Annotated in this window: 15 protein-coding genes; 8 read left to right on the forward strand and 7 right to left on the reverse strand. The window is 68.0% G+C overall.

From position 1 onward, the window contains the following. Positions 1-59 precede the first annotated feature (59 nt). Both ACQEVY_RS13965 and ACQEVY_RS13970 read right to left on the reverse strand, forming a co-directional pair. On the reverse strand, positions 60-1,928 hold the full coding sequence (locus tag ACQEVY_RS13965; protein ID WP_432948285.1) for an ABC transporter ATP-binding protein: 1,869 nt from the start codon (positions 1,926-1,928) through the stop codon (positions 60-62). Beyond that, complete coding sequence (locus ACQEVY_RS13970) at positions 1,925-3,988, reverse strand: ABC transporter ATP-binding protein (protein ID WP_432948287.1); 2,064 nt, start codon at positions 3,986-3,988, stop codon at positions 1,925-1,927. The genes ACQEVY_RS13965 and ACQEVY_RS13970 overlap by 4 nt, the downstream gene beginning before the upstream one ends. A 184-nt stretch (positions 3,989-4,172) precedes the next feature. Here ACQEVY_RS13970 and ACQEVY_RS13975 point away from each other — a divergent pair, with 184 nt between their 5' ends. From ACQEVY_RS13975 to ACQEVY_RS14000, 6 genes are all read left to right on the forward strand, one after another. Beyond that, positions 4,173-5,084, forward strand: coding sequence for an ABC transporter ATP-binding protein (locus ACQEVY_RS13975; protein ID WP_432948289.1), 912 nt, complete (start codon positions 4,173-4,175; stop codon positions 5,082-5,084). Then, complete coding sequence (locus tag ACQEVY_RS13980) at positions 5,081-5,818, forward strand: ABC transporter permease (RefSeq protein WP_432948291.1); 738 nt, start codon at positions 5,081-5,083, stop codon at positions 5,816-5,818. The genes ACQEVY_RS13975 and ACQEVY_RS13980 overlap by 4 nt, the downstream gene beginning before the upstream one ends. Positions 5,819-5,843: 25 nt before the next feature. Next, positions 5,844-7,109: a sensor histidine kinase gene (locus tag ACQEVY_RS13985; protein ID WP_432948293.1), complete on the forward strand. Its 1,266-nt coding sequence runs from the start codon at positions 5,844-5,846 to the stop codon at positions 7,107-7,109. Then, positions 7,099-7,734: a response regulator gene (locus ACQEVY_RS13990; protein ID WP_432948295.1), complete on the forward strand. Its 636-nt coding sequence runs from the start codon at positions 7,099-7,101 to the stop codon at positions 7,732-7,734. The genes ACQEVY_RS13985 and ACQEVY_RS13990 overlap by 11 nt, the downstream gene beginning before the upstream one ends. A 327-nt stretch (positions 7,735-8,061) precedes the next feature. Continuing rightward, on the forward strand, positions 8,062-9,717 hold the full coding sequence (locus tag ACQEVY_RS13995; protein WP_432948297.1) for a M4 family metallopeptidase: 1,656 nt from the start codon (positions 8,062-8,064) through the stop codon (positions 9,715-9,717). Positions 9,718-9,802: 85 nt separating this feature from the next. After that, on the forward strand, positions 9,803-10,321 hold the full coding sequence (locus ACQEVY_RS14000; RefSeq protein ID WP_432948299.1) for a DUF1990 family protein: 519 nt from the start codon (positions 9,803-9,805) through the stop codon (positions 10,319-10,321). Here ACQEVY_RS14000 and ACQEVY_RS14005 read toward each other — a convergent pair. Further along, entirely contained in the window at positions 10,318-10,620 is a 303-nt protein-coding gene (locus ACQEVY_RS14005) for a hypothetical protein (RefSeq protein ID WP_432948301.1), read from the reverse strand. The genes ACQEVY_RS14000 and ACQEVY_RS14005 overlap by 4 nt on opposite strands. Before the next feature lie 83 nt (positions 10,621-10,703). Between ACQEVY_RS14005 and ACQEVY_RS14010 the strand changes: the two genes are divergently transcribed. Further along, complete coding sequence (locus tag ACQEVY_RS14010) at positions 10,704-11,039, forward strand: ankyrin repeat domain-containing protein (protein WP_432948303.1); 336 nt, start codon at positions 10,704-10,706, stop codon at positions 11,037-11,039. Positions 11,040-11,225: 186 nt separating this feature from the next. Here the strand turns inward: ACQEVY_RS14010 and ACQEVY_RS14015 are convergent, their stop codons facing one another. Then, complete coding sequence (locus ACQEVY_RS14015; protein WP_432948305.1) at positions 11,226-11,432, reverse strand: DUF397 domain-containing protein; 207 nt, start codon at positions 11,430-11,432, stop codon at positions 11,226-11,228. Between the two features lie 5 nt (positions 11,433-11,437). Then, complete coding sequence (locus tag ACQEVY_RS14020; protein ID WP_432948307.1) at positions 11,438-12,316, reverse strand: helix-turn-helix domain-containing protein; 879 nt, start codon at positions 12,314-12,316, stop codon at positions 11,438-11,440. 286 nt (positions 12,317-12,602) lie between these two features. On the opposite strand from ACQEVY_RS14020, the gene ACQEVY_RS14025 reads away from it, so the two are divergent. Continuing rightward, positions 12,603-13,046, forward strand: a complete 444-nt coding sequence (locus ACQEVY_RS14025; protein ID WP_432948309.1) for an ATP-binding protein — start codon at positions 12,603-12,605, stop codon at positions 13,044-13,046. A gap of 307 nt (positions 13,047-13,353) precedes the next feature. Here the strand turns inward: ACQEVY_RS14025 and ACQEVY_RS14030 are convergent, their stop codons facing one another. Then, entirely contained in the window at positions 13,354-13,719 is a 366-nt protein-coding gene (locus tag ACQEVY_RS14030; RefSeq protein WP_432948311.1) for a DUF2750 domain-containing protein, read from the reverse strand. Positions 13,720-13,803: 84 nt separating this feature from the next. Further along, positions 13,804-21,072 (reverse strand): polymorphic toxin-type HINT domain-containing protein, encoded by a 7,269-nt coding sequence (locus ACQEVY_RS14035; RefSeq protein WP_432948313.1) that lies wholly within the window; start codon positions 21,070-21,072, stop codon positions 13,804-13,806. Positions 21,073-21,165: the final 93 nt, after the last annotated feature.

A 21,165-nucleotide genomic window follows, 5' to 3' on the forward strand; every position in this document is an offset into this window, starting at 1 on the left:
CCCCATCGACCGACGGCCATCAACCGACCGCTGACATGGCACATCGCCAGAGCGCGCCCCTAGACCAAGCTGTCCCGCCACGCCTGGTGCAGGTCCGCGAACCTGCCGGTCGCGGCGACGAGTTCGGCGGGCGTGCCGTCCTCGACGATCCGCCCGTGCTCCATCACCAGCACCCGGTCGGCGATCTCCACCGTCGACAGGCGGTGCGCGATGACGACCGCTGTGCGGCCCTTCAGGACGGTGGACATGGCGCGCTGGACGGCCCGTTCACCGGGGATGTCCAGGGAGCTGGTCGCCTCGTCGAGGATCAGGACCGCCGGGTCGGCGAGCAACGCCCGGGCGAAAGCGACGAGTTGGCGCTGGCCTGCCGAGATACGGCCACCCCTCTTGCGTACGTCTGTGTCGTAGCCGTCGGGCAGGGCGGCGATGAAGTCATGGGCGCCGAGGGCCTTGGCGGCGCGTTCGATGTCTTCGCGGGTGGCGTCGGGGCGGCCGATGGAGATGTTCTCGGCGACGGTGCCGGAGAAGAGGAAGGCCTCCTGGGTCACCATCACCACGCCGCGTCTCAGTTCGGGCATGGAGAGTTCGCGCAGGTCGACGCCATCCAGGAGGATGCGGCCTGCCGTGGGGTCGTAGAAGCGGGCCAGGAGTTTGGCGAGCGTCGACTTGCCCGCGCCCGTCGAGCCGACTACGGCGACGGTCTGACCGGCGAGCAGCGTCAGGTCGAAGTGGGGCAGCACCTCGCCGCCCGTGCGGTAGCCGAACCGGACGCCGTCGAAGACGACCTCGCGGCCCGGCTGTGCGGAAGCGAGCGCGGGCAGGGGCTTCGGCTCGGCGGGCTCGGGCACGGTGGGGGTCTGGGCGAGCAGGCCGGCGATCTTCTCCAGTGAGGCGGCGGCCGACTGGTAGGAGTTGAGGAACATGCCCAGTCGGTCGATGGGGTCGTACAGGCGGCGCAGGTAGAGGACCGAGGCGGCCAGTACGCCGAGCGCCAGCGACTCCGATGCCACCCGGTACGCGCCCCACAGCACGATCCCCGCGACCGTCGTGTTGGCGACCAGCCGGGACTTGACGACGTAGCGGGCCATTTCGAGCAGCGCGTCGCCGTTCTTGCGCTCGTGCCGGTGGTTGAGGACCCGGAACTCCTTGTCATTGGCGCCCTCGCGGCGGAAGGCCCGTACCGGCCGGATGCCGTTCATCGTCTCGGCAAACTTCACGATCACGGCGGCGATCGCGGTCGAGCGGACGGCATAGACGCGGCCAGCACGGCGGCGGTACTGGCGGATGAACAGGTAGAGCGGCGCGAACGACGCCACGGCCACGGCCCCGAGGCCCAGGTCGAGCCAGAGCAGCATCGCCGAGATGTAGACGAAGGAGATGATGACGGTGATGAGTTCCTGCAAGCCCTCGTCGAGCAGTTCGCGCAGGGACTCGACGTCCGTGGTGGAGCGGGAGATGAGGCGGCCCGAGGTGTAGCGCTCGTGGAAGTCGATGCTCAGCGCCTGGGCGTGGCGGAAGATCCGGCCGCGCAGGTCGAGCAGCACGTCCTGGTTGACGCGCGCGGACGCGGTGATGAAGGCGTACTGGAGCCCGCCGGAGGCCAGCGCGCACAGCAGGTACCCGACCGCGACCGCGATCAGCGGCCCGTGCCGGTTGTCGCGGAACGCGGGTACGGCACTGTCGATGGCGTACGCCACGAGCAGCGGCCCCGCCTGCACCGCCGCCTGCTGGAGCAGGAGCAGCAGGGAGGTGAGGGCGACCCGCGCCTTCATCGGGGCGAGGAGCGAGCGCAGGAGGGCGGCGGTCGCGCCCGGTGGGGTGGGGAGGGCGTCGCGGTCGAAGGCGTCGGCGGCCTCCGGGGGGTCGCCCGCGGGCTGGTCCTTGCGCGGTTCCTGGTCCGGCGCGGTGGTCGTGGGCGCCGCGGTCATCGGTGGTCCTCCTTTTCCGCGACGGTCTGGCCGTACGCGCCGGTCTCGTCGTACGCGCCGCTCTCAGCGTTCGCTTTCGGGTGGCCGACTTCCGGGTCGCCGACTTCCCTGTGATCGGCTTCCGGGGGTTCGGCCTCCGGGTGTTCCGTGCCGGACATCAGCCGGGCGTACTCGGCGTTCGTGCGCAGCAGTTCGTGGTGGGTGCCGGTCGCGGCGATCCGGCCCTCGGAGAGCAGGGCCACGCGGTCGGCGAGCAGGACTGTGGAGGGGCGGTGCGCCACGATCAGGGCGGTTGTCTCGGCCAGTACGCGGCGCAGGGCGGCCTCGACTGCGGCCTCCGTGTGCACGTCAAGGGCGGACAGCGGGTCGTCGAGCACGAGGAAGCGGGGGCGGCCCACGACTGCCCTGGCCAGCGCGAGCCGTTGGCGCTGACCGCCGGAAAGGCTGAGGCCCTGCTCGCCGACCTGCGTGTCGGTGCCGTGCGGGAGGGCGTGGGTGAAGTCGGCCTGGGCGATGGCGAGGGCCCGCTCCAACTCCCGCTGCCCCGCGTCGGGTTGGGCGCCCATGAGGACGTTCTCCCCGACGGAGGCCGAGAACAGGGTGGGCTCCTCGAAGGCCACGGCGACCTTGGAGCGCAGCTCCTCACGGGGCATCGCTGTGATGTCCTCGCCGTCCAGCGTGATCCGGCCCGACGTCACCTCATGGAGACGGGGGACGAGGGCGGTGAGGGTGGTCTTGCCCGAGCCGGTCGCGCCGACGAGAGCCATGGACTCGCCGGGGCGGATGTGGAGGTCGATCCGATCGAGTACGGGAGGAGCGTCGGCGGGCGCGTCGGGATAGCGGAACTGGACGCTGTGGAACTGGAGGCCGCCGTCGCGCGTAGCTGCGGGCAGTCGTGCCGCTGGGGCGGATCCCGACCCAAGGAAAGCGACACCTCGTACCGCCGAGTCGCGTGCCCCACTCCCCTCGCTCTTCGGACTCCCCGTACTCTCCGGCTCCGCGTCCATCACCTCGAAGTACCGCTCCGTCGCCGTCGCCGCCTCCTGCGTCATCGCCAGCAGGAACCCGATGGAGTCGACCGGCCAGCGCAGCGCCAGCGCGGTGGAGAGGAAGGCGACGAGCGTGCCCGCGGACAGCGCACCGTCCGCGACCTGCACGGTCCCGAGGACCAGCGCCGCCCCGATGGCCAGTTCGGGCAGCGTCATGATGACGGCCCAGATCGCGGCGAGCAGCCGGGCCTTGCGCAACTCGGTGCCACGCAGCGTCCCCGACAGTTCCCGGAAGGCCCGCGACTGGCTGCGGTGCCGCCCGAACCCCTTGATGATCCGAATCCCGAGGACGCTCTCCTCGACGACCGTCGTCAGATCGCCCACCTGGTCCTGCGCGAGCCGCGCCACATCGGAGTACCGCTTCTCGAAGACGGAGCACACGACGATCACGGGCACGACCGGCCCCAGGATCACAAGCCCGAGCGTCCAGTCCTGCCACAGCATGATGATCACGCCGACGACGATGGTCACGCCGTTGACCAACAGGAACGTCAACGGAAAGGCCAGGAACATACGCAGCAGCATCAGATCCGTCGTGCCCCGCGACAGCAGCTGACCTGAGGGCCAGCGGTCGTGGAAGGCGACCGGCAGCCGTTGCAGATGCCGGTACAGATCCGCCCGCATCGACGCCTCGACACCGGCCAGCGGCCGGGCCACCAGCCACCGCCGCAGCCCGAACAGCAGCGCCTCGGCGAGCCCGAGCGCCAGCAGAACCAGCGCCCCCAGCCACACCCCGCGCGGATCCCGGCCGGCCACCGGACCGTCCACGATCCACTTCAGGACGAGCGGGATCACCAGCCCCATGCACGAGGCGAGGATCGCGACGAACGCCGCCGTGAACAGCCGCGCCCGCACGGGCCGTACGTACGGCCACAGGCGCAGCAGAATCCGTACGACGGAACGGTCGCCGTCGCGGCGACCGGCGAGGTCCGGGTCCTTGGGATCCTCGGAGTCCTTGAGGTCCTTGTCCGTGAGGTCCTGGTCATTGGGGGCTGTGGGTGTGGTGGCCATCAGTAGTGAGCCTACGGATCGCCACTGACAGAGCCCACCGAGTTTCGGCCGGTCCCACACTCGTCCGGAAGTCCTAGGACCGGCTCGACCTGCGGAGTCGTAGGGCCGTATCAACCGATCGGCTGATGCCCCTTCGAGCGAGACGGCCGATGTGCGGCACCCTGCCGCCCGGGATCCTCGATGCATGACCAGCGAACCCGTCATCGAAGTCACCGGATTGCGCAAGTCGTACGGAGGGAGGGCCGTCGTCGACGGGGTCTCCTTCGCCGTCGAGGAGGGGGAGATCTTCGGCATTCTCGGCCCGAACGGGGCCGGCAAGACGACCACCGTCGAATGCGTGGAGGGCCTGCGCATCCCGGACGCCGGCCGCGTACGCGTCACCGGCCTCGACCCCGTCGCCGACCACGACGCCGTCAGCCGCGTCCTCGGCGCCCAGCTCCAGGAGAGCGAACTCCAGGAGAAACTCACCGTCCGCGAGGCACTGGAGCTGTACGCCGCCTTCTACCCGAGCCCCGCCGACTGGCGCCCGCTCGCCGAACGCCTGGGCCTCACCAGCAAGTTGGACGCCCGCTTCGGCAAACTCAGCGGCGGCCAGAAGCAGCGCCTGTTCATCGCGCTCGCGCTGATCGGCGATCCGAAGGTCGTCGTGCTGGACGAGCTGACCAGCGGACTCGACCCGCGGGCCCGCCGCGACACCTGGGAACTCATCGAGGACATCCGCGCGAACGGCGTCACCGTCCTCCTCGTCACCCACTTCATGGAGGAGGCACAGCGCCTCTGCGACCGGATCGCGGTCATCGACCAGGGCCGGATCGCCGCGCTGGACACACCCCGCGGGCTGATAGCCCGGGCCACGAACGCCACCCTCATCAGCTTCACGCCGTCGGTCCCGCTCGACGAAGGCGAACTGGCCGCGCTGCCCGCCGTGGCCTCCGTCGAGTGCAAGGACGGCCGGATCACGCTCGGCGGCACCGACGAGACCGTGAACGCGGTCATCACGCTGCTCGCCCGGCAGCACATCACGGCCCATCAACTCCGCGTCACCGACGCCACGTTGGACGACGCGTTCCTCGACCTGACAGGAGTCGCACGATGAGCAGCACCGCCGTACTGAAGGCCGAGGCCCGGCTCTTCGGCCGCGAACCCGGGGCGCACTTCTGGATCCTGGCGTTCCCCACCCTGCTTCTGGTGATCCTCGGCAGCATCCCGGCGTTCCGCACCACCCAGGACGACCTCGGCGGCCTACGGATCGTCGACACGTACGTACCGGTGACGGTGCTGCTCGGCATGATCGTGGCCGGTCTGCAGTCCCTGCCACCGGGCATCACCGGCTACCGCGAACGCGGCATCCTGCGCCGTATGTCGACGACCCCCGTGCGCCCGAGCGCGTTACTGTCCGCGCACATGGGACTGCACGGAGCCGCCGCTGTACTGTCCGCGCTGCTGGCGCTCTCGGTGGGCCGGATCGTGTTCGACGTGACCCTGCCGCGCCAGCCCTTCGGATACGTACTGGCGCTACTGCTCGCCGTGGCGGTCGCCCTCGCCATGGGCGCCCTGCTGTCAGCGCTGGCCCGCACCTCGAAGGCGGCGACGGCCGTCGGTACCGCGGTGTTCTTCCCGAGCATGTTCTGCGCGGGTGTCTGGATGCCGGTGCAGACGATGCCGGACCTCCTCGCCCGCATCGTCGAGTTCACCCCGTTCGGCGCGGCGGCCCAGGCCCTGAACGAGGCGGCGGCGGGGGACTGGCCGGGCTGGGACCACCTGGGGGTGCTCGTCGGCTGGACGGTGCTGCTCACGGCCGCGGCCGCGCGCTGGTTCCGGTGGGAGTAGGCGACCGGCCGTGCAGACTGGGGGGATGACCATGGTGCACTCGCAACTCGACCGGCGCTGGGAGCAGTTGCGCACCTGGGGGCCTTACGGGCTGCTCGGCATCGGTGTCGTCCTGTCGGCCGTCACCGTCGAGCTGATGGACGGCCCCGTCGAGTGGTACGCCGCCGGGGCCCTGGTCGTCGCCGCGATCGCCCTCCAGCTGTGGTGGCAGCGCACCCGCACCCACTCGACCCACCGCGGCCGGACCCCCTCCCGGGCAGGGACGGCGTACTTCGTCGTCCGCTGGGCGATCGCCTTCGCACTCACCTGGATCAACCCGTTCTTCGGGTTCTACGCCGTCACCGGCCTCATGGACGCCGACGAACTCCTCCCGGCCAGGTGGCGGCGGCTGGGACTGTTCGCCAGCGCGATCACCCTGGCCGGCTCGCAGTCCGGCGGGCTGCCGCCGAAGAACCTGACCCAGTTGATCGCGTTCATCGGGCTCCTGGGCGCCAATGCCGGCCTGCATATGGTGGTCGCCCACCTCATGGAGCAGGAGGACGAGCGCGCCCGCGCCAAGGCCGAGACCATCGCCGAACTCGAGCGCACCAACGCGGCGTTGCAGCAAGCCCTCGACGAGAACGCCGCCCTCCACGCCCAACTCCTCGTCCAGGCAAGGGAAGCGGGCGTCGCCGACGAACGACGCCGGCTGGCCGCCGAGATCCACGACACCATCGCCCAGGGCCTGACCGGCATCATCGCCCAGCTCCAGGTCGTCGCGAACGCCCCCGACCTGCCGACAGCCCGCACCCACCTCGACCGCGCCTCCGCCCTGGCCCGCCACAGCCTCGGCGAGGCCCGCCGCTCCGTACAGAACCTCGCGCCCGTGGCCCTGGAGCACGACGGGCTGCCCCAGGCGCTGAAGAAGACGGTCGCCGAATGGGCCGAACGGACGGGCGTACGCGCCGAGTTCACGACCACAGGCACCGCCGAGCACCTGCACGAGGAGGTCTCGGCGACCCTGCTGCGCATCGCCCAGGAGGCCCTGTCCAACGCCTCCCGGCACGCCCAAGCCGGCCGCCTCGGCGTCACCCTCTCCTTCATGGGCGACGAGGTCGTCCTCGACGTACGGGACGACGGCCGCGGTTTCGACCCCCTGACGCTCCCCTCCCGCAACGGCCACGGCGGCTTCGGCCTCGACGGCATGCGCGCCCGCGCCGAACGCATCGCGGGCTCACTGACGGTGGAGTCCGAACCAGGGCACGGTACGGCGGTGTCGGCTCGCGTACCGTTGGTGCGCCATGACCGATGACGCCACCATCACGCTCCTCATCGTCGACGACCATCCCGTCGTACGGGACGGTCTGCGCGGCATGTTCGAATCGGCACCGGGATTCACGGTGCTGGGCGAGGCGGCGAACGGCGTGGAAGCCGTAACCCTGGCCCAATCCCTGGACCCCGACGTCGTGTTGATGGACCTCCGCATGCCCGGCGGCAACGGCGTAGAGGCCATCGCCGAGCTGACCCGCCAGGGCGCCCGCGCCAGAATCCTGGTCCTGACGACGTACGACACGGACACCGACACCCTCCCCGCGATCGAAGCGGGCGCGACGGGCTACCTCCTCAAGGACGCCCCGAGAGACGACCTCTTCACCGCGGTCCGCGCAGCGGCAGAGGGCCGTACGGTCCTGTCTCCAGCGGTGGCATCCCGCCTGGTCTCAGCAGTCCGAACCCCCGCAGGCGAGCCCCTCTCAACCCGCGAACGCGAGGTCCTGACCCTGGTAGCCAAGGGCACCTCAAACCGAGAGATCGCCCGAGTCCTCTTCATCAGCGAGGCGACGGTCAAGACGCATCTGACGCACCTGTACGCCAAGTTGGGGGTAAAGGACCGGGCTGCGGCGGTGGCGGTGGGGTACGACCGGGGCATTCTGGGCTGAGTGCAGGACGGGTTCCCCTCCGCCGCCGGGGGCGGGGCGCCCTTTAGGGGCGCGGGGCTGTGACATATGCGGCTCCGCCGCGGGGCGCGACAAGCCACGACGAACCCGCACGCGCCCGCGAACCCAACTCCCCACCCCGGTAGGCGAACGGAGGCTGGACGATTTCCGGCCAACATCCGTTCACCCCACTGACATGCACACGCCCCACCTGGCACTCTTCACCTCACGCGACACTCCCGCACAGCTGCCGCAGGCAAACCCGCACCGCCCCTTCACCCGTCCGACAGGCCGCCCACGCCTGCCGAGACCCCCCACAAAGGAGCTTGTGTGACCCCCCTCTACGCGCGTCACAAGCGCACCACTCTGGCCATAGCCACCGCCGTCGCGGCCGGAGCCCTCCTCACCGCCGGTCTGACCACCGGCGCCACCGCCCAGTCCCCCGCCGAGCCGTCCGGCTCCACCGGCACGCAACTCGCGGCCGCCCCCGTCCAGTTGACCCCAGCAGCCCGCACAAGCCTGATCAAGAAGGCCGACGCGGCGACCACCGAAACGGCGGACGAGATAGGCCTCGGCGCCAAGGAAAAGCTGGTCGTCAGAGACGTCGTCAAGGACGCCGACGGCACGACGCACACCCGCTACGAGCGGACGTACGACGGACTCCCCGTCCTCGGCGGCGACTTGGTGATCCACGAGGCCAAGTCCGGGAAGACGGAGGGCGTGACGAGGGCGACGAAGGCCGACATCAAGGTCACCGACGTCACGCCCGACATCGCCAAGTCCGCTGCGGAGAAGCAGGCGTTGAAGGCGGCGCAGGCCGAGGGCAGCAAGAAGTCCGCGGCTGACAAGGCGCCCCGTAAGGTCATCTGGGCCGCGAGCGGCAAGCCGGCCCTCGCGTACGAGACGGTCGTCGGCGGCTTCCAGCACGACGGCACCCCGCAGGAACTGCACGTCATCACGGACGCCACCACGGGCGAGAAGCTGTACGAGTGGGAGGCGATCCAGACCGGTACGGGCCACAGCCAGTACAGCGGCGACGTCACCATCGGCACCTCACAGTCGGGCTCGACGTACCAGCTCAACGACCCGACCCGGGGCGCCAGCAAGACGTACAACCTCAATCGCGGTACGTCCGGCACCGGCACCCTCTTCACCGACGCCGACGACACCTGGGGCACGGGCGCGGCCTCCGACGCCCAGACCGCCGCCGTCGACGCGCACTTCGGCGCGCAGGTCACCTGGGACTTCTACAAGAACGTCCTCGGCCGCAGCGGCATCAAGAACGACGGCAAGGCCGCCTACTCCCGCGTCCACTACGGCAACGCGTACGTCAACGCCTTCTGGTCCGACGGCTGCTTCTGCATGACCTACGGCGACGGCGCGGGCAACGCGAAGCCGCTGACGTCGATCGACGTGGCGGCCCACGAGATGACACACGGCGTCACCTCCAACACCGCGGGCCTCAACTACAGCGGTGAGTCAGGCGGGTTGAACGAGGCGACGTCCGACATCTTCGGCGCGGCGGTGGAGTTCTACGCGGACAACTCGAAGGACGTGGGCGACTACCTGATCGGCGAGAAGATCGACATCAACGGCGACGGCACGCCGCTGCGCTACATGGACAAGCCCAGCAAGGACGGCGACTCGGCCGACGCCTGGTCCTCCAGCCTCGGCGGCATGGACGTCCACCACTCCTCGGGCCCGGCGAACCACTTCTTCTACCTGCTGAGCGAGGGCAGCGGCACCAAGACGATCAACGGAGTCACCTACGACTCCCCCACCTCCAACGGCTCCACCATCACCGGCATCGGCCGCGACAAGGCGGTCCAGATCTGGTACAAGGCGCTGACCGAGTACATGACGTCGACGACGAAGTACGCGGGCGCCCGCACCGCGACGCTGAGCGCGGCAAGCGACCTGTACGGCGCAACGAGCACGGAGTACAAGGCGGTCCAGGCGGCCTGGGCCGCCGTAAACGTGAACTGATCAGCTGACACCCAGCCGTTCACCGCACACACATGGGCAGCCCCCGAAAAGAAGGCGTTCCGGGGGCTGCCCTACGCTGCTCCCCATGCCCTCCACGGAAACGCCCTTCACGTACGACGACGTGGGCGCGACCCGCGAGAACCGCACCCCGCCCGGCTACCACCCCCTACACGTCAGAACCCGCATCGGCGAGGGCCGCAAGGTCTTCGAGGCCTCATCCCAGGCAGTCCTCACCTGGGAACTCCACCGAGCAATGGGCGTAGGCATCACCACCGAAGCCCCCAAGGCGGCCCCCGGTGTAGAACTGACGGTCACCCTCGCCGGCTTGATCAAGGCCCCCTGCCGAATCGTCTGGACGGTAGAAGAACCCCGCCAAGCCGGCTGGGCCTACGGCACCCTCCCCGGCCACCCCGAATCCGGCGAGGAAGCGTTCCTGGTCGAAATGACAGGCGACGGCACGGTCTGGCTGACGGTCAGGGCCTTCAGCCGCGCGGCAAAGTGGTACGCGCGGGCAGGCGGGCCGGCGACGCGGGGGCTGCAACATGCGTATGCACGAAGGTGCGGGGCGGTGTTGCGGCGGTTGCACGGGGGTGACGAGGTCTAGAGCCGGACGAGCCCGTCGATGGAGTCCAAGCCTGTATGCAGGGCGGGAGCCAAGCTTGTAGTCAGCAACAACACGCGGCTCCTCGGGTGTTCTGACGCGTAGAGCTCGTCTTCGTCATCGTCGCCCGGAATGGAGTTGGGCTGGATCTGCACGCGCCCATCGGAGTGGTCGGCTGTGTAGTAGACGCCTCGGAAGTAACTGTCGCGCTCGGTGAAGACCAGCCCGAGGCGACAGGTGACAAGCTGAGCCAACTCGCTCGGGCTGTGCGTGCTGGTGCCGTAAGTGGTGTATTCGGTCATGGTGGACAGACCTTATGCCGCAAATTGGCTGACGGTGCCGAAATTCGCTGGTGGACGTGGTGCGGCGACAGTTGAATGCCTCCGTGCGCGACTACTGGACGCCAGCTCATCATGCGGTTGAGAACGAGGACGCCAAGACGTTGGCCCAGCTACTGACCGACGGGGCGGATCCCAACGAGGTGTTCGCCAGCATGACCCTGCTGACCCATGCCATCGATGCGGAGGGCGACGGCGCCTTGCAGAGTGGCCGCCCCCTGACCGTGCACACCACTGCAGTGCTGCTGGCCTTCGGCGCCGATCCGGAACTCTCGGATCCCGATGGGCACACGCCGATGCACATGGCTGCGGAGTACGGCCATGACCTGGCGGTGAACCTGCTGCGGGAACACATCAGCAGGCGAGCCGCCGACAACAGCTGAGGATGCAGGGATCAAGCGAGGGCCGGGGAGGTGTTCGCAGAATCAGTGAACACACGAGGCGCCTATGCCCTTCAGGCGCTCAAACGAGCGGCATGTGAACACGATGGAGACAAGTGCTCACGCCGTGCGACAACACCCCACAGCCCCACCGCCACGCCATCTTCCACAACACCCGTCGGGCTCGCCTCACGTGAGCGCTCGCACGAAGGCCCGGAACACCGGCGGACCTATTAGCAGCACGGGCCCGTCCGGCGCCTTGGAATCGCGAACGGCCACGCTTGCGTAGGAGGTCGAGGTGAGGTCGGCGACCTCGACGCAATTCCCCCCTTGGTCGTTGCTGTAGCTGGAGGTGAACCAGCGGGCTTCGGTCAGTTCGGGGGCTGGGATGTGCATGGGGATCAGAACTCCTTGATGGCGTTGTGGATCAGAGTCAGGGACTCGCGGTGTCCTGGAGCGGTTGCCTGGAGGTCGCTGAAGGCTTCCTCGTATCGCTCGACGTCGTCTTCCTTGCGGGTAACGCCGGCGGCGGCCATGTTCTCCAGGTACACGATCGGTTTCAGCGGTTCCCTGAAGTGCAGGACGGCGAAGGACCCGTTCATCCCTGGATGAGCGCCAACCTCGAAGGGTACGACCTGGACCCGTACGTTCGGCAGCCCTTCGGCCAGCTCGGCGATGTGCTCCAACTGCCCCCGCATGACCTGCCCGTTACCCACCCGCCGCCGCAGGACGGACTCGTTCACGATCGCGGTGAGCTTCAGCGGAGACTGTGTGCGCCGCAGCACCTCCTGGCGGGTGAGCCGTACTTCGACGAGCCGGTCGATCTCGTCGGACCCGAGTCCGGCCATGGCACGCTCGTGGATGACCCGTACGTACGCTTCGGTCTGCAGTAGTCCCGGCACGAACTCTGCTTCGTACGTGCGAAGTTGGGTGGCGATCGCTTCCAAGCCCAGGAACGCCTTGAAGCCGGGCGGGATGACGGGCCGGTAGGACGGTGACTGCCACCAGTCCTTCTTGGTCTTGGTGACTACGGCGTATCCCTCGAGCACCGCTCGTTCTTCGGGCGAGGCGCTGTAGAGGTCGCACAGCGCTATGACGTCCGAGGGTGCGACAACGCCGTTGTCCCCGGTCTCCAGTCGCGTGAGCTTGGACGGCGCCCAGTAGAGCCGTCGCGCCACCTGCGCAGCCGCCAGGCCCTTGTCCGTACGCAACCGCCGTAGTTCGACGCCGAGTTGGAGTCGGCACAGAGCGGGCGTAGCGGACTCGATGGCTTCGTTCAATGCGTCCTCCTGGGGCAGCGACTTCGAGGGATCCGGGGAACGTTGCGCGCCGACGACACGCGTTGCCCGGGGAGTCGGAGTCTTCGTCGATTCTGCCAACACAACTGCCGTGGCGGGGTGTTGTTTCACGAAATCCAGTCAGCAGAATTCTGCGAAACGTGTTCTGCGGGCGATCCCGGGACGTCACGCTGCTCCTGAGCCGCTACGCAGGGTGCCTACTGGCGCACCCGCGGTGACCTCAATCATGCGCACCTCACGCACAAGGGCGCTCCGGGAAGGGCACGAGATGAGCACAGCCGAGCCGACGACGACCACGGCCGCCGTCACACCCCCGCAGAACGAATGGGCTCTGAGCTATCCCATGCTGTCCGCCACCGTGCGCTTGGCCCGTCTCCACACACGACGCCGGCTGACGCTCTGGGACTGGGAAGGAGACACCGAAGACGCCGCACTGATCACATCGGAACTCGTGGCCAACGCCGTACGCCACGCCAGGCACCCCGGGCATGAACTGTGGCTACGCCTCACGCACTTCACGGACGGCTCACTGTTGATCGAGGTCTCGGACCCAGTCCCGCAGTTCCCGAACTTCACCGAGGCGGTACCGCAGAAGGTGGCAGAGGAACAAGGACGGGGCCTGACCATCGTGCGAGCGCTGACTACAGAACTCACCTGGAGTCCGCGCCGACACATCGGCAAGACGGTCCACGCCCGAGTCGGTGCCGGATAGCACAACGGGATACGCCTTCGGGGCGCACGCCGGGAGTTGTTGGGCCACGCACACGTCGGCGCCACCGCCAGCGTCTACGCCCACGTCCGTCACACTCCGCCTCCAACGCGAAGCCATGACCGCACTCGGCAACGCCCTCAACCACCTCTGACAGACGCCTCACAACGGCGGCGAACACCCCGGTGTTCGCCGCCGTTGCCGTCGACTACTGGCGTCAGCATCCAACCAAAACAAATTTCGGTGGGGCTTCTGATCGCTCTTAAGAGGACGATTCAAGCTGCGCCCGAGCGCTGCCACTCAACTGAATCTACCGGTCGTATGGTGGTTCACCAAGCGCATGAATGAGACGATTGAGCACTTCCTTGACAGTGAAGTCCCATCCAGTCAGGTGCTGCCCACTCCAATTAATCCCTACCCGGAAGTCATCCTTGGCTAGATCCGGCAAAGCCGCATTTCGCCAATGATCCAGCGGCATTGAAACAGCACGAAATTGAGGACCCCATATCTGAGCGGCGCGCTGCGCACGGGCCTCCGATGACCAATAGGGAAATGCCGGTCGCCCAGAACTTGAAACCGGCGTCGGACTGCCGTCGTCATCTCGAACCCACCAAATGGTACGAGTCTGAACGATCTCACGGAAGAAGGCCGCCGCCTGCGCCCCACTTGTGCTCACTTGAAGCCTCCTAGATCGTCCCTACTTGAGCAGCACGCTTGGGCGCGGCGCCAGAGGGCACTGGCGCCACACCCGCCCGCAGCGTTAGTAACCGGGTGGGAGCCTACGGTATCCGCCGGGATCCATAATTGCATGATCCTCTGGCCATCGCGGTGTTAGCAACATACCGCCATCGCGCTCGGGAATAGGTTCATGACTCAGCTCCATTGATTCCCACGACCCGTCCGAGCGCTGCCGCTGTGGCGCCGATCCCCGCTTCATACGACCGATGTTCGCGGCACCGTATTGGTCTGCGGCGCCCGGCTCCGCCGCTTCGTTCTTCCAAAATCGCTTACGCATGGTGGACAAGGATGGCGCGACGCCATTCTTGTTGGGCTTGGAATAATCTTCGCCCAATTTCCAACGCCCACCGCAGTTGCTGTTATGAACGAGTACAGGTGTCTCGCCCGCCAGCACATAGTACGTGTGGAGGTCATCGACGGTGAGGTTGTAGGTGCGGGCGTGCTTTGTGAAGGCCTGGTTGCCGGTGACGAGGACCGTGTCGCCGTCGTCGGTGAGCAGGGTCATGCCGGAGAGCAGGTCACCGGCCTCGATCCAGGCGTTCTCGGACGGTGACCAGAAGGGGTGCTCGTAAGTTGCCGTCAGTTCTTCGACGCCGTCCTCGGTGGCGATGGACAGCTTGTTGAAGTGCTTGTCGTCCTCCGTGACGATCAGGTGGGTGACCTTGCGTGGGCCTGTCTCGCCGGTTTCGGGGTCGGTGGCCTGGACCTCGTCGCCGACTTCGACGTCCTCGATGTCCTTGGTGGTGCCGTTGGCCATCAGGACGTTGGTGCCGGCGAGGAAACACTTGCACCCCGCAGCACCCTTGCCACGAAAACTCGGCCTATGGGAGAAGATGGCGGCAAGGGCACTCGGCACCTGGTAAGCGTCGCTGGACGTGTTGTAGCCATGGCCGGCCGCCCATGCGTCGAATTGAGCCCCGTAGTCACACCCAGGCGACCCTGGCCCGCCCCCATCTCTGCAGTCGCCGTCGAAGATCCAGCCGGCGTACTCAGCCATGTACGGGGCATTGCTTACAGCTCCATAGAACGTCTCTCCAACACTGGAGCAGACTCCAGAGAGGAACCCCCAGGAACCACATCCCGTGTCGTTGTCCCCCGGCCCCTTTTTCAGGACAACCCCTGAGCCGTTTCCACTCTTGCTACCGCCGCTGTTGCTGGCAGTGTGGCCGGAGCTGCCAGTGGAGGCTGTCCCACGACCCCCGCCGCCCCCGCCCGGGCGGACCTGGTACTGGACGTTTCCGCCACGGTCGTAGCAGGCATAGTGCGTGCAGCCAGGGCCGTTGTCCGGTGTCCAGGCCGTGTCGGGGTTGCCCATGCTGCAGCCGTCGCAGAAGAGGCCGGTCGGGTCGGACTGGGTGATCGGGGTGTTGTTGGCGTAGCTGTAGCCGTTGAGGGACTGGTGCTGGTCGGCGGCCAGCACCGGGTCGACGCTGAGGAACTGCCCGAGGGCGGGGTCGTACTCACGCGCACCGATGTGGGTCAGCCCGGTGCCGACGTCGGCCGGCTTACCCAAGAACGCCTTGTCGTCCGGCCAGTTGGCGCTCTCCTCGCCTCGCGGCGCACCGAACGGCGTCGTGTACCGCTTCGTGACCGCGTACGTCGTTGCGTCCAGCGCGATGCTCGACGTGCCGTGATGGTCCGCCGCCAGGAAGTTCAGCTTCGAACCCGCCGTGCCGGCCGTCGCCGTGCGGACCGCGATCGTCTGGCCCGCCGCCGTGTAATACCGCGTGCCGGACAGGGCCTTCGCCGTGCCCTTCGTCGTCAGGCGGACTTCGGTCCCCCCGAGGTAGAGGACCGTGTCCCCGTCACCCACCGCCCGGCGGATCAAGAGCTCGCCGTTAGCGTCGTACAGGTAACTCGTCTGCGCGCCCTTGGCGTTCGTGGTCGTGGCGAGCTTGCCCTCGGCGTTCCAGGTGTGCTGCTGGGTGCCGGAGGTGACGGGCTCTGAGCCCAGCCACACCCCCGCGCTCCACTGCGGCTCCCAGTCCTTGTTGTAGACGACGAAGACTCCGGTGTCCTGGAGCGTGGCGAAGTGGCCCGAGCCCCAGGTCTTGCTGTCCCACAGGGGGTTGTTGTCCTTGTCGTAGACGACGAAGTTGCCGTCCTCCTGCATCGTGGCCCAAGCGCCCGCGTGCCCGGCGGTGTTGGTGTGCCAGGCCTGCTTCCCTGTTTCGCGGTCGTAGAGCGCCAGGTCGCCGTCCTCGCGCATCACCAGCCGGGCCCGCTGGGACAGGACCTCCTTGCCGGAGGTCAGCTTGAAGCCCGCCCGGAAGAACTGGTGCGACGTCGTGGCCGTACGCGCCTTGGTGTTGCCCGTCTTGTCGTAGGTGAAGGCCTCGGTTCTCGTACCGTCACCGGTCGTGGACACCTCCTTCAGCGCGTGCGGCTGGGCAGCGCCCGACCCGGGGTAGGTGTAGGTGCGCTGGGTGTCCTGGCCCTGCCGGCTCCCCAGACCGTGCTGCGTCTCACTCGCACGCTGCCCGGCCTCGGTGTACTTGTATGACGTCCAGTACGGCGCCTGACCGTCCACGTTGCCCGCCGTGCGACCTGACGCCGCACAGTCCGCGTTCTTCGGCGTCCATGCCTCCGTCAGACGGCTGTGACCGTCGTACGAGAAGCACTGGTAGTCGGCCTTGGTGGTACCACCCTGCGTGGTGCCGTCGAAGATCGACGTGACGTTGCCCGCGTCGTCCTGCGTGAACTTCAACTCCTGCGGCATATAGCCGTGCACGTCGTCGGTGACGTAGGAGCGGGTCAGGCGGCGGGTGCCCGCCTCGTAGTCGTAGTTGAGATACGCCTTCTTGTCCGAGCTGATGGAGGACGTGCCGACCGTGAGCTGACGCGTATCGCCTTGCGGAGAGTAGACAGCCCCGAGCAGGTAACCCGACTTGCCGTTGGACGTCAGCACCTGTCCGGTCGCGTTGTACTTGTACTCCACCGTCTCGGTGTCCAGGCCGCCGACTCCGGGCTCCGTGGCCCCCGCCAGCGTGCCGTCCAGTCTGTATGTGCTGCTGAACGACAGCTTCTTCGGAACCCCCGCCACGACCAGAGGATCGCTGTCCGGCAGGGCCAGCTCACTGCCGGTGGCGTGGTAGAGGTTGTCGTACTTGGTGACCCTCTGGGTGTACGCCTTGCCGGTCGCGCCGCCCTCGTAGCGCACCGCGGTGTCCTGCTGTCCCTTGGCGAGGGAGTCGTACGTCCAGGCGGCGAGCTTGTTGGCGTCCGTCTTCTCGGTCTGCCACATGCCGGTCTTGCGGTTCAGCTCGTCGTACCCGTAGAGCAGCCTCTTGTTCTCGGAGTCGAGCGTCCACTCGACCCGGTCGAGGCTGTCGTAACCGGTGGTCGTCCTGCCCTTGTCGGGGTCGCTCGCCGTGTCCTGACGGCCGAACAGGTCGTACGTGTACGACCACACGGCCTTGTCCGGACCCATGATCGTCTTCTGCTGGCCAGCCGGGGTGTAGGTGTAGCCGGTCGTCGTGTAATCGGTGCCGGTGGGCTGCGGGCCGCCGTACTCGCGGCGCTCGGTGGTCTGGCCGATCGCGTTCGTGACGACCGCGACGGCCTGGCCGCCCTTCGGGGCGGAGGTGGCGACCGTGTCGCCGGTGTAGGTGCTGGTGGTCGACCAACGCGTGACGCTGTGGGTCTTGGTGGTGACCGTGACGGGGCGGCCCGCGCCGTCGTAGGTGGTGTTGGTCTCGATCGGCGCCTGACCGCCGTCCACCTCTACGGGTTTGGTGGAGGGGGCGGACGTCTCGTCCCAGATGTCAGCGCGCGTGCCCACGGCCAGGCCACGGGAGTCGTACAGGGTCAGCGCGATCAGCCTGCCGCCGACCGGGCTCGGGGTCTGCACCTGGCGGGGGCGGAGGAGGGAGTCGTAGAACTCGTAGGTGGTGTTGTAGCCGGAGCCGTCGCCCTTGGTCGCCCCGGTGGACACCCAGGACATGCCGCTGCTGGTGACGTGGTAGCCGTAGACGTGGTTGGGCTTGGCGTCCAGGACGCGCAGCCGGTTGGGCAGCCACACCTGGGTGGTGCGGCCGAGGCTGTCGTACGTGGTCTCGGTGATCTTGCCGTTCGGGTCGGTGACCTTGGTCGGCGAGCCGGTCGCGAAGTCCACCACGGTGGTCGTCTTGTACGCCTTGGCGTCGCTGACGCCGGTCGACGTCAGCGGACCGGTCGCCGCGGGAACGTACTCCGTCTTCGCCGTCGTCAGGTCGTTGGTGTCCTTGACCGTCAGGATCCGGCCCAGGCTGTCGTACGTGCTGGTCGACACCTTCTGCCAGACGGGGCCGTTCGCCTCGGTGTACTGCCTGACCCGACCGGTCCACCTGGGCTCGCCCTTGATCGGGGTCTGCGACGCGCTCCAGGTGGTGGAGTCGTAGGCGGTGGCGGTGTCGGAGACGACATCGCCGGGGCGGCTCGCATCGGCCGGCAGGTCCAGTGCGTCGTCCGTGACCGAGCAGGCCTTGCCGGTGACGCGGGTACGGGAGACAAGGGAGTTGATGCCCTTGTCGGCGTTACGGGCGTACCAGGTGCGGCTGCACTTCTCGTCTCCCGCCACCGCGTTGTCGCCTTGGTCGTCGACGGTCTCGGCCATGCCGTAGTCGTCGAAGGTCGTCCTGACCGTGCGGACCCGGTCGTACGGGTCGAGCTTGCTGGTGATGCTCGTACGGGTGTGGGTGGCGCCGGTGCGCACGTAGTACGCCTCGGTGTCCGCGTACGACTTGTGCTGGGTGGCCGTCTTCTTGGACCAGGGGTCGTTGACCGTGCCGGAGACCTCGGCGGCTCCGTTGTAGGTCACCGATTCCCGGGTGAAGCCCGCGTACTGGTCGGAGTCGGTGATCTCCACGGCCTTGATGCCGGGGACCTTCACCGCCTTGCGTTTGTCCTTGTCCGGGGTCTTGCCGTCCGAGCCGAGGACGCGGTCGCCGTTCATGCCGCGCAGATAGACGCTGACAGTCTTCGACTGCGGGCCGTTCGGCGCCCCGGTGAGGTGGGTGACCCTGCCGAAGCCACGCCACACGGACCAGGTGCGCTCCTTCGCGGGGGTGAAGGGGTCCTCGTTGTAGTGCCAGGCACCGCCGCCGGAGTATTGGTAGGCGTGCTGCACCGCCTCCCCGCCGCCGTGCGGATCAGTCGTGGACACGGAGGTGACCGGGTACTTCTGGAACCAGTCGAGGACCGGGTTCTTCTCACCGTTCGGCGACCAGTAGACCGGGTAGCAGCGCTTGGTGTTCTCGTCGAGCTTGGGCTTCGCCCCCGCGGCCGTGCAGTCCGGGTCCGCGTAGCTGACGATGGTCTGCGCGCCCGTCTCCGAGGTGACGGTCTTCATGCGCGGCCGGTTGAGCGGCAGGATGTCGTCGCTCTGGCCGTCGACACGGTTCGCGCGGAACTCGTGGCCGAACTTCACGGGGTCCAGGGCGAGATCGGTGCCGCGTTTGCCGGTGTGCTTGATCTGGTCCAGCCACAGCGACTGGTCGGAGGAGTCGCCGGTGTCACCCGGGTCGAGGTACTTCTGGGTCAGCGTCCAGGCGTCGATCGCCTCGAACTTGTCCGTGGCGGTGGACGCGGCGTTCCACGCGTACGTGGTGATGCCGGTCATCCGCTTGCGCGTGAAGAAGGACGCGCCGACATTGCCGGTGCACTTGTCGCCGTCCTTGCACACGGCGTCGAAGGGCACGTCCGGCCAGTTGTCGCGGGTGTCCTTCGTCAGCGCGTCGCACCCCGTGCCGGAGGCCAGACAGCGTTCGGCGTACGAGAAGACGACCTTGTCGGAGGCGGCCGGGGAGCCGGAGAACAGGGCGCCGGCGCGCTGACCGTAGCGGATCTCCTTGAGGTAGCCGCCGCGGATGTAGCCGGTGCCGGTGGTGTCGTCGCCGAGCTTGTCATAGTTGTTGGTCTCGGCTGCGTACCAGTAGGTCATGGCGTTGGCGTGGGTGTCCTCGACGTAGTCGAGATTCCAGCGCCAGGCCTGCTTCTTGTCGCGCCCGGAGAAGCTGGTGCCGTCCGCGTATCCGGGCTCGCCCGCGTCATCGCCGAAGACCGGCACGGTCCAGACGGAGTTGGTGCGGTCGTCAGTCCCGGCGCCATCGAGCTTGTTCCGGCCGAAGACGTACTTGGTGCCGTCTCCGGTGGTGACGGTCCAGTGCTCGCCGTTGTCGTCACCGTTGTCGGCGCCCGTGGAGTGCGTGACCGTGGAGGCGTCGTCGTTCTTCAGCCGCCACTTGCCGCTGGTGTCGTCCTTGACCAGCTCGGTGGCCTTGCCGTTGAGCACGAGCGAGGCGTTGTCGTACTTCCAGCACAGGTCGTACTTCTCGTTCTGCCCGTCGTCGTCGCACGAGCCGTACTTGCGCTCGACGTACGAGGAGGTGATGTCGAAGCCTGCGCCGATCGCCGTGCCCTGGTTGTTGGTTGTGGCCGTCTGTCCGTCGAGGCTGCCGGAGTCGTACGAGATCGACAGGTCGGGCTTGGGGCCGGCCGCGGGCGGCGGTACGCGCAGCGGGTACGACCAGGTGAAGTTGCCGGACGAGCCGCCCGCGTCCCAGGTAGAGGACGACGACAGCGGGGTCGCTTTGTAGTCGCCGCCGCCGGACTGGGTGCCTGCGGCCAGGGCGAGGACGGTCGGGGTGTTCTGGGCCGCGAGGGTGACCGGCGCCGAAAGCTCCTGCGCCGTACGGTCGTTGGTGAAGTCCAGGGTTTCGCGCGTACGGCACTTCGGTGCGGCCTGGTCCGTGAGAGCGCAGTCCGGCAGACGCAGCAGTTGCAGACGCCCGGCCCAGTCACCGCCGTACGCCGACGCGAAGGCCTCGTAGTCCAGGGTGAGTTGAGCTGTTCCGGGATCTCCGGCGACCTGGAGCACAACGCCTCGTACGCCCAGCTTGTCGGTCGCCTTCTGGTCGAGGACCTTGACGGTGACCGAGTCCGTGGCCTTGCCCTGGGCCGACTTGGCGACGGTGATCGGCAGCGAGCCGGGCGAGGCCTTGGCGGAGCCCTTCGCGGGCAGCGTCACGGTGGCCTGTCCAGCGGTCGGCCAACTGACCTTCCGTTGCCGGTCTTTGCCGGCGCGGTCGGCGGCCGTACGGTCCGCCGCCTCCGCGCGCGCCACCGTGTCGGCGGCCTTCTTGTTGGCCTTCGCCGTGAGGGGGGTGACCTTCGCCGAGCGCGGATCCGACAGTCGCGGCTTGCCCAGCGGTTCGGGATCCGCCGCGAAGGCCACGGGGGTCAGCACCCCGGACAGTACGGCCAGACCCGTAAGGGTGGCTGCCCGGCGGGACCACCGTCCTGAACGGCTCATGACAGTACGACGCGCGGGTCTCGCGGTCCTGAACAGGTTCATCGCGTTTTCTCCTGCGCAACCGTGGATGACGGTGCGCTCAGGCATGGGCAG

Source organism: Streptomyces sp. CA-288835 (assembly GCF_050936385.1).
In the GTDB taxonomy this organism is placed as follows: domain Bacteria; phylum Actinomycetota; class Actinomycetes; order Streptomycetales; family Streptomycetaceae; genus Streptomyces.